Here is a 16,057-nt window from a genome sequence, read left to right on the forward strand (position 1 = left end):
AAAATCAAACCCTGCCGTTTAGAACCAGGTTTCCATCTGGATGCCGAAATTCCACTGTCCGCCCGCCGTAAAGCCATCTGTACCAAATGAATCACTGGAGGAATAACTGTCGAGTTCTTTGCTCCAGTCCATGTAAGTGGCAAAGAAGCGAATTTCAGGGCGGCTCAGCATGTTGCTGATATCGCCCACTTTGAAGGTTGGTGCGAAGGTCAGTTTGTAGAAACCGCCTTTCACTTTGTTGTAATCGCTGTAACCCTGCGGATTGAGATCCATATACTGATAGCTGCCTTCATACGCCAGCTCGAAGTTCTCGGTAATTTGCTGAATCAGCCGGGTGTTGAAGGTCAGCCATTTATAGTCATCGCCGGAGACATAACGGTCTTTGCTCTGCTGAGCCAGAACAGCCGGAGCAATACTCCAGTTTTTGCTGATCGGTGTGATGCCGTAGGTTGCCAGACGCAGCGTACTGGCATCGTCAGTCAGATGTCCGTCAGAGCCCAGTGCTTTCACCTCCGCCCCCAGTCCGTGACCGTAAAGCAGCGCGGTTTTGGATGACCCTTCACGCAGACCATAGAAACTGTCGCCGTGGTACGCCAGCATGGTATGGAAGCCGGTGTCCGCCGCATTAGTGATCCCATTTGTGCCGCTATTTTCGCGATCCTGATTGTTTTTGGCACGCAACCCGCTCAGCATCCACTGGAAAGGCCCGGCATAGTTGTTGGCAGTGACAATGTAATTTTCGATGCGGGTATCATCGTTGTTATCGTCTTCAAGATCGTCAAAGTTTCTTCCGTAAAGCGAGAAGTTACTTTTCAGGTTATCTCCCCATTTGACGTCATAGATCCCGCCGCCGGTCCCCGCCAGGAAGATGATGTCGGAATCAAGCCAGTGAATGTCGAAATTATCGCGGTCAAAGCGTTTACCCGCCCACAGCGTGGAATCTTTCCACGGACCGGTGAACGTCGGCAGCGAGCCGAGTTCAACAAAGGCCTGACGGATATTTAAATCGCTGGTCGCGCCGGTCCAGTCGTTGTAGCTGCGCTGACCGTCAGCCAGCATAACTTTGTAGCGGGAAGTCGCACCGCTGGCCATTGTCTGGTTATGCTCCAGATTCAGCTCAACGTAGGTGTTGTTTTCATTGCCCAGACGCCCGACTGCACCGCCGGTTTGTCCGGCAGGCGTCACGTACGGGCCGCTTTCCGTGGAGGTCGCCGAGTCATTCATGATCACGCCGGAACGTGCATATCCCGTGAATTTAAACCCGCTGTTATCACTGCTGTTTTTATTGTTATCAGCGGCTAACGTTTCAGTGCGTTTAGCCACATCGGCGGTTTGCTGCTGGGTGATTTCAGCCGTCTTCGCCACCTGACGGGTTTGCTGTTCGTTGCTGGCGGTGCGTGTCTCGAGTTGCTTGACCTGCTGTTCTGCCTGCGTAGCACGGGCTTCGGCCTTAGCGGCGCGGCTTTCGGCGAGTTGTAGTCGTTTTTCCATCGCCGCAAAGCGCGCTTCAATCGCACTGGCGGAGATATCGGCACCCTGGGCCGCAGAAGAAAGAATAAGTCCAATAGCAACAGCAAGATAGCGAGGTTTCATCATCATTTTTATCCCTTCAGAGGAAGTTTAATTATTATGGGAAAACCATTTTGCTAAATTGCTAAACTGGTTTTCCTGAGCACAATAAACACCCGTTATGTATTTACGCAACGAAGTTCGGCAGCCTTGTGCTGGATTTGTGATCTTGCTGGCAATTCCATCTCTCGTCCTGAAAATTCATTTGCTCTTGATTAGCTAAACCGGTTCTTCTATTTTATCGACAGACGATTTATCAGGATTTAAAAAAGGAATGAAGATGAATAACCGGGTTTGGGTTTTGGGTGACGCGGTGGTGGATCTGATCGCTGAAGAGGATGACCGCTTATTAAAATGCCCGGGCGGGGCACCGGCGAATGTTGCCGTCGGGATCCGCCGCCTCGGGGGAGACAGCGCATTTATCGGGCGCGTGGGCGATGACCCTTTCGGGAAGTTCCTGATGAAAACCCTCGCGGATGAGGGGGTGAATATTGACTGTATGTACCTTGACCCTCATCACCGTACCTCCACCGTGGTGGTGGAAAACGATGCTGACGGCGAACGCTCTTTTACCTTCATGGTGCGTCCGGGTGCGGATTTATTCCTCCAGGCAACCGACATTCCGGCTTTCCATCCCGGGGATTTCTTGCATTTATGCTCAATCGCGTTATCTGCGGAACCTTCACGTTCCTCCGCCTTTCTGGCAATGGCGAAGATGAAAGCGGCAGGCGGTTATGTCTGTTTTGATCCCAATATCCGGCATGACTTGTGGTCTGATGAGGGACAACTGCGTGAAAATCTTGCCCGCGCCTTGTCGCTGGCTAATGTGATTAAAGTCTCAGAGGATGAGCTGGAATTTCTGACGGGCGAAGCGTTGCTGTCGGAGGGGATGCTGCGTCTGTGTGACCGCTATAATCCCGAACTGCTGCTGGTCACGCAGGGAAAACTGGGGGTTTCGGTTTACCGGAAAAATAATGCCAGTCTGCAGCACTATCCGGCCCGCGAAGTGAAAGCGGTGGATACCACCGGCGCCGGAGATGCTTTTGTCGCCGGATTACTGGCCGGGCTGGCGCAACACTGGCCGCTGACCTCGGAGAGTGTCTGGCAACAGATCATTCATCAGGCACTGGCATGCGGTGCTCTTGCCACCACCGCCAGAGGCGCAATGACCGCATTACCCGACAGCGTTACCTTAAAAGCGTTCTCTTCTCAGGGGTAACCGCGCCCGACGATGTTGCCCGGACCGCAACTGTTCACCCGACGAAAATAATGTAAGTAATCTGTAATCCAACGTCATGTTTTACGAAAATCAAATGTTTGCCGCTGAACCTCCTATATATCCCACAGTCTGTTAGCGAGGTTATTTCTTCTGATAGCAAAATATTTTGTTAACAGGAATTTTTGTTAGTTGAAAAACGGCGAGCACGGATCACATGACAATGAAAAAATTACTCTTAGCGTCGCTGCTGTTCAGCAGTGCCCCGGTTTTTGCTGCCGGCGGGTTTGTCGTAAAAGACATTCACGTCGAAGGATTGCAGCGGGTCACCGTCGGCGCAGCCTTGCTGAGCATCCCCGTGCGCGTGGGCGATACGGTATCCGATGACGATATCAGCCAGACGATCCGTGCCTTGTTTGCGACCGGCAATTTTGACGATGTGAAGGTGCTTGAAGATGGCAACACGCTGATTGTTCAGGTGAAAGAGCGGCCAACGATTGCCAGCATTACGTTCTCGGGCAACAAAGCCATAAAGGACGAGATGTTGCAGCAGAACCTGGAAGCCTCAGGGATCCGCGTCGGGGACGCGCTGGATCGCACCACCATTTCGTCGATTGAAAAGGGACTGGAGGATTTTTATTACAGCGTCGGCAAATACAGCGCGAGTGTAAAAGCGGTGGTGACGCCGTTGCCGCGTAACCGCGTGGACGTGAAACTGGTCTTTACCGAAGGTGTGTCGGCAAAAATTCAACAAATCAATATTGTGGGTAATAAAGCTTTTACCAGTGACGATTTAATCGCCCATTTCCAGCTACGTGATGAGGTGCCGTGGTGGAATGTGATTGGCGATAAAAAATATGAAAAACAAAAACTGTCAGGTGATTTAGAAACACTTCGCAGTTTTTATCTCGACCGCGGTTATGCCCGTTTTAATATTGATTCCACCCAGGTCAGTTTAACGCCGGATAAGAAAGGGATTTATATTACCGTCAATATTACTGAGGGTGCGCAATATACCGTGTCCGGCGTAGTGGTGACCGGCGACATGGCCGGACATTCTTCCGAAATTGAATCGCTCGCCGCCATTCCTGCCGGTGAATTGTATAACGGCGCGAAAGTCACCAAAGTGGAAGGTGACATCAAAAATCTGCTGGGCCGCTATGGCTATGCCTATCCGCATGTCACGACGCAAAGCGACATTAATGAAACGGATAAAACCGTGAAACTGCATATCAGCGTGGATACCGGCAACCGTTATTCGGTGCGCCGCATTCGTTTTGAAGGCAATGACACCTCGAAAGATGAAGTGCTGCGGCGCGAAATGCGCCAGATGGAGGGCGCGTGGCTGGGCAATGATCTGGTGCAGAAGGGCAAAGATCGCCTCAACCGTACCGGCTATTTCGAGTCGGTTGATGTGGATACCCAGCCGGTGCCCGGTTCAGCGGATCAGGTTGATGTGGTGTATAAAGTTAAAGAGCGTAACACCGGCACATTCAACGTGGGCCTGGGTTATGGCACCGACAGCGGCATCAGTTATCAGTTGGGCGTAACGCAGGACAACTGGCTGGGCAGTGGTAATACGGTCAGTTTCAGCGGCACGCGCAACTCTTATCAGACCTATGTCGAAGTCTCGGCCACCAACCCGTATTACACCGTTGATGGCATCAGCCTTGGCGGCAAAGTGTTCTACAACCATTACGACGCGGAAGATAACGATCTGGCGGCGTATAATCTGCAAAGTTACGGCACAGGCGTGAATCTTGGCCTGCCGGTCAGCGAAAACAATACGCTGAATCTGGGGCTGGATTACGTTCACAGTACGCTGAGTGATATGGAACCGCAGGTCGCGGTCTGGCGCTATCTCAATGCCAGCGGCGTACAGCCGGGGCTGGTAACGACGTCCACCAACAGCGATGCTCAACTGAGCACCAATGACTTCTTCGCCAGTGTCGGCTGGGCGTATAACGATCTTAACCGTGGCTTCTTCCCGTCATCCGGCACGCGCGCCAGCCTGGCGGCAAAAGTGACCACGCCTGGCTCGGACGACAGTTATTACAAAATCACCTTTGATGCCAACCATTACATTCCGCTGAGCGACAAATCGGACTGGGTATTAATGGGCCGCGCCAAAGCCGGTTACGCGGCAGGCATTGGCAGCAACGAAGTCCCGTTCTACGACAACTTCTACGCAGGTGGCTCCAGCTCGGTTCGCGGTTTCTCCTCCAACACCATCGGGCCGAAAGCGGCGTATTACAAATGCAGCAGCGCGGACAGCTCGTATTCCACCTGTCCGGTGACCAAATCGACTGATGCGGTGGGCGGTAATGCGATGGCGATTGCCAGCGCGGAACTGTATGTGCCGACGCCGTTCATCAGCGAGAAATACGCCAGTTCAGTGCGTACCTCATTATTTGTCGACTCCGGTACGGTGTGGGATACGAGATGGAAAAATACCTCAGCGACCGAAGCCGCGGGTATTCCGGATTACAGCGACCCGACACATATTCGTGTTTCCAGTGGTATTGCGCTGCAATGGCAATCCCCGCTCGGCCCGCTGGTATTCTCTTATGCGCAGCCGCTGGTGAAATATGAAGGGGACAGTGCGGAGCAATTCCAGTTTAATATCGGTAAGACGTGGTAATAATAACGCTGTCTTACAAAGTTATTACTTTTTACAGACGCAATGAGAATAGAAAATAAATCTGATTCAATTATAATGCCGGCATGATGTTTATTGAGCAACCCTTAGGGTAAAACATCATGCCATTATAATATTGTTGGAGTTCTTCCTTTTAAGGGCTGCCCCTGTGCGGCCCTTCTTTTTATTCGTTTATCACAGCAGAAATAAGCGATTATTCTGCTTTGTGGTAATTCCCTTGCGCATCGGCACTTTCAAAAATCATTGAAACGGAATTGACACAATGGCGCAGATTCTTCTCAGTTAAATATTCCCCCTCAAAGACATGCCCCAGATGTGCCTTGCAGTTGGCACACACAATTTCTGTTCTGCGGCCATCGGCATCCGGCACACGTTCAACCGCACCCGGAATTTCATCGTCGAAAGCGGGCCAGCCGCAATGGGATTCGAATTTGTGTTCTGAGGAATACAGCGGCGCAGAACATCTTTTACAGACGTAACGGCCCGGTGAAAAGTGGTCGTTATACTCACCGGTATTCGGGCGCTCTGTCCCTTTGTTTTCGATGACAAAACGTTCAAAATCATTCAGTTCTCTGTTCATTATCATTGCTCCTGGCAGGTGACATTGCAGCCTTATAGTGTAGCGCTATATTGGGGCGACATATCAAGCTGCAAGTGCCCTCCTGCCATAGTGTGCTATTTCACGCCGCCGCCCAGCGTCTGCCACAGGGTGATACGGTTTTCAAAATCAGTCTGTTGCAGGGCAATCAGGTCGGTCTGCGCCGACCACAGTGAACGCTGATCGGTAAGCACCGTCAGATAATCGCCCGCACCGGTTTCATAACTGCGGCGCGCCAAATCGTAACTGCGCTGTGCGGCCGCAACATATTGCTGCTGGGCATCCATCTGTTCACTGAGCGTGGCACGGCGGGCGAGGGCGTCCGACACATCTTTAAAGGCGCTCTGGATGGCTTTTTCATACGCGGCAATCAGCCCCTTTTTCTCCGCTTCAGCGTAGCGCAACTGCGCGGTATTACTGCCGCCGGTAAACAGAGGCAGGCTCAGGCTGGGCGCGAACGACCACACATTGCTGCCGTGGCTGAACAGGTTCGACAGCGAACTGCTGCCGACGCCTGCGCTGGCAGTCAGCGAGAGCGTCGGGAAGAAATTCGCCCGCGCTGCGCCGATATCCGCATTGGCACTTTTCAGGTTATGTTCCGCTTCCAGCACGTCCGGGCGGCGCAGTAATACCGACGACGAAATCCCGGCGGGCACCAGTTTGATGGCCTGCGGTGCCAGGCTTTCCAGCGTACCCGGCAACAGATTTTGCGCCACGGTGTCGCCTGCCAGCAGATTCAGGGCGTTGATGTCCTGCGCGACCAGCGTCTGGTAGCTGGCGACACTGGCGCGTGCCTGCTGATAAATCGCCATCGAAGAGCTGACGTCCGGCCCCGAGGCGACGCCTTCCTGTTGCCGCCGTTGCGTAATGCTCAGCGAATCCGCCGCGCTTTTCAGGGTGTCCTGCGCCAGTTTCAGATTGCTGTTGTCCGCCGCCAGTGTGATCCACGCGGTGCTGGTTTCTGAAATCAGCGTCAGGCGGGTGTTCTGCGCGGTCGATTCACTCGCCAGCCAGGTTTCTTTTGCCGCTGTGCTCAGGCTGCGGTTACGGCCAAACAGGTCGATTTCAAAACTGCTGACCGCACCGTCGGCGGTGGCGCTGCTGCTGACGCCTGCATCCTGCGTCCGGCTACGGGTTTGCGAAAGTTCCGCATCCAGCGTCGGGAACAGGCTGGCGCGTTGCTCGCCATACAGCGCTTTGGCGGCTTCAATATCAGCAATCGCTTCCTGCAAATCGCGGTTGCTGGTCAGCGCTTTGGCCACCACGGCATTCAGGCGCGCATCGGCCATGATGCCCTGCCAGTCGCTCAGCACCATGGTGGCCGCTGGCTGTGCGCCCTGCGCAGGCCAGACTGCAGGCACCGGCGCGGCAGGGCGCTGATAATCGGGATCCAGCGAGATACAGCCTGCCAGCAACATGGCCAGCGAAATAATACTCAGACGAAAAATCATGCTGACTCCTGCGCGTCTTTGTGACCGGTGAAGACTTTTTTCACCAGCACGAAGAACAGCGGAACAAAGAAAATAGCCAGTAAGGTGGCGGTCACGGTGCCGCCAATAATGCCGGTACCGATGGCGATGCGGCTGTTAGCCCCTGCGCCGGTTGCGACTGCCAGCGGCATCACCCCGGCGATAAAGGCCAGCGACGTCATCAGGATCGGGCGTAAACGGGTGCGGGCAGCGGAGAGCGCGGCAGCGGTCAGGGTGCTGCCTTGTTTGAGCGCTGCTTCGGCAAACTCAACTATCAGGATGGCGTTTTTCGACGACAGACCGATGGTAGTCAGCAGCGCCACCTGGAAGTAAACGTCGTTATTCAGGCCACGCAGTTCGGCGGCAAGGGATGCGCCAAGCAGACCGAGCGGGATCACCAGGATCACGGAGAACGGCACGGACCAGCTTTCGTACAGTGCGGCGAGACACAGGAATACCACCAGAATCGAGATGGCATACAGGCTGAGCGCCTGACCGCTGGCGAGCTTTTCCTGCAGAGAGAGTCCGCTCCATGCCCAGGTTGAACCGGCGGGTAATTTATCCGCCAGCGCTTCCATTTTTGCCATCGCCGCGCCGGAACTGTAGCCGTCGGTATTCTCGCCCTGGATCTCATAGGAAGTTGATCCGTTATAGCGCGCCAGACTTTCCGGGCCATAGGTCCAGTGGGTGGTGGCGAAGGCGGAGAACGGCGTCATGCTGGTACCGTCGCTGCTGCGCACAAACCATTTATTCAGATCCGCCGGTTTGGAACGAAACTCACTGTCGCCCTGGATATACACTTCCTTGACGCGACCACGGTCAATGAAATCATTGACGTAAGTGCCGCCCCACGCGCTGCTCAGGGTGGCAGTGACATCGCTGAGCGTCAGCCCGAGCGCCACGGCTTTGTTGTTGTCGATATCCACCTGCAACTGTGGCATTTGTGGCAAATCATTGGCGCGAACCGATTGCAGTTCCGGACTTTTGGCGGCCAGCGCCAGCAGTTCGGTGCGCAGTTTGAGTAAGTCCGCGCGGCTGGTGCCGCCGGTAGCCATCAGCTCAAAGGTGAAACCGTTGCTTTGCCCGAGCCCGTCCACGGAAGGCGGCGTCATGGCGATGACTTTTGCGTCGCGGATCACCGCCAGATCCCGCATCGCGCGACCGGCTACCGCCTGTGCGGTGTTTACGGCGCCCGGACGTTCATCCCAGTTCTTCAGTGACACAAACGCCATCCCGGCATTCTGACCGCTGCCGCTGAAGTTAAAGCCGGTGATGGTGAATATGACGTTGGTATTGGCTTTCTCTTTGCCGAGGAACCACTCTGTAACACGGGAATTGACGGCTTCGGTACGGTTCGCTGTCGCCCCGGCGGGCAGGGTGTATTGCACCATGACTTCGCCCTGATCTTCAGACGGCAGGAAGCTGGTCGGCAGTTGCCACATCAGCACACCCATCAGTGCGGCCATGGCGCCGTAAATCAGCGCCATCGCCACCGGACGGCGCTGCACATGCGTCACACCATTTTCGTAGCGTTGCTCAGTACGCGAATACAAACGGTTGAAGCCGCCGAAGAAACCACGGGTAGCCTGTGGTTTATGGCGCAGAAACGCGCCGCACAGCGCCGGTGTCAGGGTCAGCGCCACCACCACGGAAAGTATCATGGCGGAAATAATGGTGACGGAGAACTGGCGGTAAATCACGCCGGTTGAGCCGCCGAAAAACGCCATCGGCAGGAACACGGCAGAGAGCACCAGCGCAATCGCCACCAGCGCGCCGGAGATTTCTCCCATCGACTTCTCGGTGGCCTCGCGGGCGGGAAGCCCTTCATCACGCATGATGCGCTCAACGTTTTCCACCACCACGATAGCGTCATCCACCAGCAGGCCGATGGCCAGCACCATCGCGAACAGCGTCAGGGTGTTAATGGAATAGCCGAACAGCGCCAGTACGCCAAACGTGCCGAGCAGTACCACCGGCACCGCCAGCGCGGGGATCAGCGTGGCGCGCAGATTCTGCATAAACAGATACATCACCACGATGACCAGCACGATGGCTTCGATCAGCGTTTTAATGACGTCTTCCACCGACACTTTAATAAATTCGGTGCTGTCTTTCGGATAGGCGACGTCATAGCCTTTTGGCATGCTGCGCTGGTATTCGCTGATGGTGTTTTTCACCAGCGTGGCGGTATCGAGCGCGTTGGCGCCCGGCGATAACATCACCGCCATACCCGCCGCCGGATGACCGTTCAGTTGTGAAGACGCGGTGTAATCTTCGCTGCCCATTTCGACGCGGGCGATATCACTGATGCGCACCACCGCGCCGCCGGTATTGCCTTTAACAATGATGTTACGGAACTGCTCCGGCGTTTGCAGACGTGACTGGGCGCGCACCGTGGCGGTCAGTTGTTGTGAGGTGGAAGATGGCAGACCGCCAATTTTACCGGCGGAGATTTGCACGTTTTGCGCTTCGATGGCCGTTTCCACATCTGACGGCATCAGGTCATACGCCGCCAGTTTGGTGGGATCCAGCCAGATGCGCATGGCGTATTCCGCACCAAACACCTGCAAGCTGCCGACGCCGCTGACGCGCGCCAGCGGATCCTGCATATTACTGACCAGCCAGTCGGCGATATCCGAGCTGCTGGTTTTGTCGGTTTTATCGTACACCGCCATGATCAGCAGGAAACTGGACTGCGACTTGGTGACCGTCACCCCGGCTTCCTGTACTTCCGTCGGCAGGCGTGATTCCGCCTGCTGGACTTTGTTCTGCACCTGCACCTGCGCGGTATCGGCATTGGTGCCCTGTTTGAAGGTGACGGTGATATCCACCGAGCCGTCGGAACTGCTGCTGGAGCTGAAATACAGCAGATTATCCAGGCCGGTCAGTTGTTGTTCGATGACCTGCGTGACGCTGTTCTCCAGCGTTTCGGCGTTAGCCCCGGAATAGGTGGCTTTGATTTTCACTGAGGGAGGCGCGACGTCCGGATACTGCGCGACCGGCAGCGTGCGGATCGCCATAATCCCGGCCATCATGATCAGAATCGCAATCACCCAGGCAAAAACCGGGCGACGCACAAAGAAGCGGGAGAACATCAGGCGGCTCCTTCTGTGCTTTTCGCAGCGGCGGCGTTATTCACTTCAACCGGTTTCACCGTATCGCCCACCGTGACTTTGTCACTGCCTTCCACCAGCACGCGATCACCCGCCTGCAAGCCTTTGACAATCAGCCAGTGGGTTCCGGTAGCCTCGCCGGTTTCGATATGACGTTGTTCGACTTTGTTGTCGGCGGTAACCACCAGAGCGGTGGCATCGCCCTTGGCATCCCGTGTCACACCTTGTTGCGGTGCGAGCACGGCATTTTCGACGACGCCTTCATCCACGTCAGCGCGGATAAACATTCCCGGCAGTAAAACGTGTTGCGGATTCGGGAACACGGCGCGCAGCGTGACCGAACCGGTGGCTTCATCGACCGCCACTTCGGTCAGTTCCAGACGACCTTTTTCGGGGTAGGTTGAACCGTCTTCAAGGGTGAGCGTGACACTTAAAGCATCGCTGTTCGTTGCCAGTGCGCGTTTACGCAGACTGAGCAAATCGGCGCTGGAACGGGTGAGATCCACGTACATTGAATCGAGATTTCGTACCGTCGCCAGCGCGGTGTCCTGCGCGGCAGAGACCAGTGCGCCCGGTGTAACGGAGGAAATGCCGATACGACCGGCAATCGGCGATGTGACCCGCGTCCAGTCGAGATTGATTTTGGCCGATTCCAGCGATGCGGCTTTTTCATCAACGCTGGCGCGGTCTTCTGCACAGGCCGATTGCGCATCTTCCGCATCCTGCTGCGACACGCCTTGCTCTTTCACCAGTACGGCATAACGGCGGGCTTTCTGGCAATCCGAGAGCACCAGCGCTTTGGCGCTTTTCAGTGCAGCGGCAGCCTGATCATACGTCGCTTTATACGACGACGGATCAATCTGATACAGCGCCTGACCGGCTTTAACCCAGTCGCCTTCGGTGAATAAACGTTTTTGAATAATACCGCCGACCTGCGGCCGCACATCCGCCGTCAGTGTGGCGGTGGTCCGGCCGGTTAATTCGCTGACCAGATTGAACGATTGTGCTTTTAGCGTGACGACGCCCACTTCAGCGGGCGCGGCAGTGGGCTGAACCGGTGGTGAATTATCGCAACCACTCAGCGCGATAAGTATCAATAAGCAGGAGAATCTTAAAGGCATTTTGGTGTCCGTAAATAATAAATAATATAATTAAAGGCAAAGGAGTCCCGGCTGTTTTATCGAAATAAAACAGTCAGGATCCCGTTAAAATTATTTAAAGATGTGCCGTTGTTTATAAATCAGGAATCATAAATCATGAATTTTCTTCGTGACCTCATTAATGTATTTAACCATCTGCTGATATATTTCCGGCGTGACCTCACCGTTATAGGCTTTCGTCCGTACGGTGATTTTTAAATTCTCAATGGCGTAAATCATTTCAGGTGCGGGCGGCGGGTTATTTTCAATCACGCGCTTTTTCATTTTTTCTTCTATGGCGCGGATTTCGTTTCTTCTTGCCGCCAGATATTCAGAACCGGCCGGTGTCATGGAAAACTGTTTTTTCCCGCCTTCTATTTCTGCGGCGGTGGCAAAGCCGTTGTCAACAATATGCGCCAGGATCGGGTAAATCACGCCGGGGCTGGGGATGTACACCCCCATAGAATAGCCTTCGATGGTTTTGATAATTTCGTAGCCATGCACCGGGTTTATCTGGATCAGATGCAACACAAACAGCGCCAGTTCCTGACGGGTGAACAGTTTGCTTTTACGCCGTACAGCAGGTTCGGTTTCGCTCATGATTTTTCTCCTTCACTGATTCCCGACGACCTCAAGATATATCTTACAAGTTTGCAGGGCAAGACAGTGGCGGAGCGGGAAACTAACGTAAGGAAAGTGTTAATGTGTTGTTTTATAATGACTAAATCATGATGGCGCTCTCAGGTTCGCCCCTGTTGCTGACACTTCTTAACAGTTCAGAACAGGGGTAACTGATTGATCTTGAGATAAACGGCGGAAAGATGCCGTAAACCTATTTTTGCCGTGTAAGCATTGCGAAAAAGTCCGGTTTTCAGCGGCAGTGGCGGCTTTTTATGGCATCTGAAACATCGGCGGCCAGTGCCGCAATCAGTTTCTGTTGCGCGGTGATAAGTTCCGGCACACCACCCGTCACGGCAATCTGATGCTGTGAGCGACAGGTCAGCATTTTTTCATCTGCGCCAAAACGCAGTTGCCAGCGGGCTGTCAGGCTGGCGTGACGTTGCGGCCAGGCATCCAGTTGCTGCACGGTTACGCGCAGGGTGATAACCGGTTTATCGGGCGGCGGTGTCAATTCGCGGATGTCAATTGTACTCAGCGAGCGTTCAAGCTGCGCCGACAGCGCACTGCGTATTTCCTCCGGCAGCGGCGCGGCCCACAACGCGCTATCCGATATCACGATTTCGCCGTCACTTTTACGTATCACCAGTTGCGGCTGATTAAGCTGTTCAGGCACGGTCACCGGTTGTACGCGCAGCACAAATGCAGCCGGTGGTATCGCAGACGGCGCATTCTCCGCTGGTGTGATCAGGGTGTAATAATGAGGCGCAGGAGAGGCGCAACCGCTTAACCCCAGCAGGAGGCAAACCCCGGTTATCACGCGGATGACATTCATGGTTGCTCCTTATTTTCACTGTTTCTGCCAGCGATCAGCGCCTGTGGCTGGCGCGTGAGCAGGCCGGTGAGGGTGCGCAGGGAATATAATGTTCGCTGGAATTCGGCCAGCGTTTGCAACAGCGGGGAGTCCGCCGCCAGCAGGGTTTGTGCGCTGCCCATCGTCTGATCGAACTGGCGCAGGGTTTGCGTGGTTTGTGGCAGAACCTGACGGTTCACCTGAATCAGCGTCTGATTGAGGTTGCCCAGTGTGGCATTCAGATTGCTGCCAATCGACTCAATGGGCATTGTCGATAACTTGCCAATCAGTGTCGCGAGCTGTTCCTGCAGGTGATCAAAGCCGCCATTGAGTGTGGGGATCTGCAACGGACGCGCAGTCATATCAAAAGACACCGGCAGCGCCGAAGGCACAAAATCGAGCGAGATATACAACTGTCCGGTGAGCAGATTGCCGGTGCGCGCCTGCGCCCGCAGTCCGTGTTTCACCATGTCGCGCAGGAACGTGGCAGCCTGCTGCTGGCCGTCTTTTTCAGGTTTGGGCAGTTTCTCCTGCACATGCCCTAAGCGGTTCGGATACACCTCAATCGTCACCACCGAGATAAACCGTGAAGCGGCAGGGTCGTAATCGAGCTCAATCGCCGTGACTTTCCCGAGCTTCACGCTGGAAAACTCCACCGGCGCGCCGGTTTTCATGCCGCGCAGCGACTGCTGGAAGCGCAACTGCAACACCTGCGGCGTGCCGTCCGGCGGGGTCATTGCCGAGGCCTGATCGTCTGCCAGCGTATATACGCGGTGGCTGGCTGCCGGTTTTGCCGTGCTGTCGTCGGGCGGATTGGCAAACGCGATGCCCCCGGCAATCACCGATGCCATGGTCTGTGTTTTGATCTGCAAACCTTCAGAATCGAGCGATAAATCCACGCCGCTGGCATTCCAGAAACGGGTGGCGGAAGTGACGAACCGGTCATACGGCGCATCGATAAATACGTTCAGGCTGACGCCTTTGCCGTCAGGGCGCAGCGCATAGGAAGAGACCCGCCCGACCGGCACGCGGCGGTAATACACCGCCGAACCGATATCCAGTGAACCCAGATCGTCGGCCACCACTTCAAACTGTTTGCCGGGCATCCCGTTGATCACCGCCGGGGGTGATTCCAGTCCCTGAAAGTCACTGCCGGATTTCTGCGATGTGCCGGTATCAAGGCTGATATACGCGCCGGAAAGCAGGGTATCGATACCCGATACGCCGCCCATGCCGATGCGCGGACGCACGACCCAAAAACGGGTGTCCTCCCTGGGCAGATTTTCGGCGTTTTTCATCAGTGAAACGGTGACCAGCACGCGGCGGCTGTCGGGGCTGAGCGAAATCGATTTCACCCGCCCGACCGTGACGTCTTTGTATTTCACTTCGGTTTTACCGGCTTCTAATCCGCTGGCGGTCTGAAAAGTAATGGAGATTTCCGGGCCGGTATCCGCCCAGACCTGTAACAGCAAAAACAAACCCACTGATGCCGCTATGGCGGGCACCAGCCAGATCAGCGAGGGGCGAAAACGGCGCGGGACAATGTCCGGCGGGGGTGAAGCGTGTTCAGTCATTATTCTGATTTTCCCAGAGCAAACGCGGGTCGAACTTCAGGGCAGCCAGCAGGGTGAAGATCACCACTGCGCCAAAAAAAACAATACCGATGCGCGGTTCGGCAGTGCTGAGGCCGGGGAACTGCACCAGCGCTGCGATCATCGCGACCACCATCACATCGAGCATCGACCAGTAACCGATATGTTCCGTCAGGCGGAACAGGCGCGAGCGACGAAGCTGACCGGAAGCGGGACGTCGTTGTACCGCGATCAGCAGCCCGCCGAGGATCAGGAACTTGGCACACGGCACGACAACGCTGGCGGTAAAAATGATTGCTGCGATGATGTAATCACCGGCATTCCAGAACCCGGCAATACCGCCCAGAATGGTGCTTTCACTGCCGCGACCGGCAAAACTGTTGTACATCACCGGCAGTAAATTGGCGGGCAGATACAGCAACAGCCCGGTGAGCAGCAATGCCCATGACTGGCTGAGGCTGTCCGGCAATCGCGGATGCAGCGGCGCATGGCAGCGCGGACACGGCAACGCCCGCACGCCAGGCATCTGTTCGCAGGCCAGTCCGCAGACATGACAGCGCACGATGCCCTGCGTTAATGCGTGCGGAACCGGCGTCATTCGCGCTGGCCTTTCAGCGTTTTGAGGCTCCACAGCGGGTGGAAATCCTGATGGTTGATCACCGGTAATAACAGGCACAATCCGAGCAGCGCCCATGTGCCGGGGCCGGGGGTGATTTGCACCAGCCCCGAGAGTTTGATGGCGGCGATAAGAATGCTCAGCAACGCCACTTCTGCCATGCTCCAGGGCGCCAGCCCGGCCAGCAAACGCATCGCAGAAGCGAGCCCCGGCGCGGCTTTTTTCCGGCAGGCGTGCCATAACACCCAACCCAATAAGAGAATTTGCAGACACGGACAGACGATGATCAGCATGGCCAGCGGAATGGCCAGTGGCGATGCGTAGCTGTACGCCAGCGCCATCGCGGTTTGCCACAACGTTGCCGCCTGCACCTGACCATGAAACTGAATTTCCAGCACCGGAAAGGCATTGGCGATAATGAAAAACAGCGCGGCGGTGACCGTCAGCGCAAACCATTGTTCCAGACTCAGCCAGCTTCCCCGATACAGTACGGCACGGCAACGCTGGCAACGTGCGGCCTCGCCGGACCGCACAGGTTTTCGGGTATACAGACTGTCGCAATGTTTGCAAACGACCTGCTGCGGATAGATTTTCATGGTGATGTCCTGTGTCCTG

12 protein-coding genes are annotated in these 16,057 nt (G+C 55.3%); 2 read left to right on the forward strand and 10 right to left on the reverse strand.

Annotation, left to right across the window (positions count from 1 at the left end; all coding sequences use genetic code 11):
- Positions 1–18 precede the first annotated feature (18 nt).
- The gene (locus AACU55_RS07345) at positions 19–1,599 is read right to left on the reverse strand and encodes a carbohydrate porin (RefSeq protein WP_119262343.1); all 1,581 of its coding nucleotides are present in this window, start codon (positions 1,597–1,599) and stop codon (positions 19–21) included.
- 250 nt (positions 1,600–1,849) lie between these two features.
- Here AACU55_RS07345 and AACU55_RS07350 point away from each other — a divergent pair, with 250 nt between their 5' ends.
- Both AACU55_RS07350 and bamA read left to right on the forward strand, forming a co-directional pair.
- Complete coding sequence (locus AACU55_RS07350; RefSeq protein WP_037032766.1) at positions 1,850–2,788, forward strand: aminoimidazole riboside kinase; 939 nt, start codon at positions 1,850–1,852, stop codon at positions 2,786–2,788.
- Positions 2,789–3,002: 214 nt separating this feature from the next.
- A complete protein-coding gene (bamA, locus tag AACU55_RS07355; protein WP_134705328.1) occupies positions 3,003–5,426 on the forward strand; it encodes an outer membrane protein assembly factor BamA in 2,424 nt (807 codons plus the stop codon).
- Between the two features lie 211 nt (positions 5,427–5,637).
- On the opposite strand, the gene AACU55_RS07360 is transcribed toward bamA, so the two are convergent.
- From AACU55_RS07360 to AACU55_RS07400, 9 genes are all read right to left on the reverse strand, one after another.
- A complete protein-coding gene (locus tag AACU55_RS07360) occupies positions 5,638–6,024 on the reverse strand; it encodes a methionine-R-sulfoxide reductase (RefSeq protein WP_013578081.1) in 387 nt (128 codons plus the stop codon).
- 95 nt (positions 6,025–6,119) lie between these two features.
- A complete protein-coding gene (locus AACU55_RS07365; RefSeq protein WP_134705460.1) occupies positions 6,120–7,490 on the reverse strand; it encodes an efflux transporter outer membrane subunit in 1,371 nt (456 codons plus the stop codon).
- Positions 7,490–10,606: an efflux RND transporter permease subunit gene (locus AACU55_RS07370; protein WP_014416644.1), complete on the reverse strand. Its 3,117-nt coding sequence runs from the start codon at positions 10,604–10,606 to the stop codon at positions 7,490–7,492. Before AACU55_RS07370 ends, AACU55_RS07365 begins: the two co-directional genes overlap by 1 nt.
- Entirely contained in the window at positions 10,606–11,745 is a 1,140-nt protein-coding gene (locus tag AACU55_RS07375) for an efflux RND transporter periplasmic adaptor subunit (protein ID WP_134705329.1), read from the reverse strand. The genes AACU55_RS07370 and AACU55_RS07375 overlap by 1 nt, the downstream gene beginning before the upstream one ends.
- A gap of 126 nt (positions 11,746–11,871) precedes the next feature.
- A complete protein-coding gene (locus AACU55_RS07380) occupies positions 11,872–12,363 on the reverse strand; it encodes a PadR family transcriptional regulator (protein ID WP_119262339.1) in 492 nt (163 codons plus the stop codon).
- Positions 12,364–12,634: 271 nt separating this feature from the next.
- Entirely contained in the window at positions 12,635–13,216 is a 582-nt protein-coding gene (locus tag AACU55_RS07385; RefSeq protein WP_134705330.1) for a PqiC family protein, read from the reverse strand.
- A complete protein-coding gene (locus AACU55_RS07390) occupies positions 13,213–14,808 on the reverse strand; it encodes a PqiB family protein (RefSeq protein ID WP_037032776.1) in 1,596 nt (531 codons plus the stop codon). Before AACU55_RS07390 ends, AACU55_RS07385 begins: the two co-directional genes overlap by 4 nt.
- Entirely contained in the window at positions 14,801–15,424 is a 624-nt protein-coding gene (locus AACU55_RS07395; RefSeq protein WP_134705331.1) for a paraquat-inducible protein A, read from the reverse strand. The genes AACU55_RS07390 and AACU55_RS07395 overlap by 8 nt, the downstream gene beginning before the upstream one ends.
- A complete protein-coding gene (locus AACU55_RS07400) occupies positions 15,421–16,038 on the reverse strand; it encodes a paraquat-inducible protein A (RefSeq protein WP_134705332.1) in 618 nt (205 codons plus the stop codon). Before AACU55_RS07400 ends, AACU55_RS07395 begins: the two co-directional genes overlap by 4 nt.
- Between the last annotated feature and the right edge of the window lie 19 nt (positions 16,039–16,057).

Origin of the sequence: Rahnella sp. CJA17(1/100), from assembly GCF_963881615.1 — a bacterium.
GTDB lineage: Bacteria > Pseudomonadota > Gammaproteobacteria > Enterobacterales > Enterobacteriaceae > Rahnella > Rahnella aceris.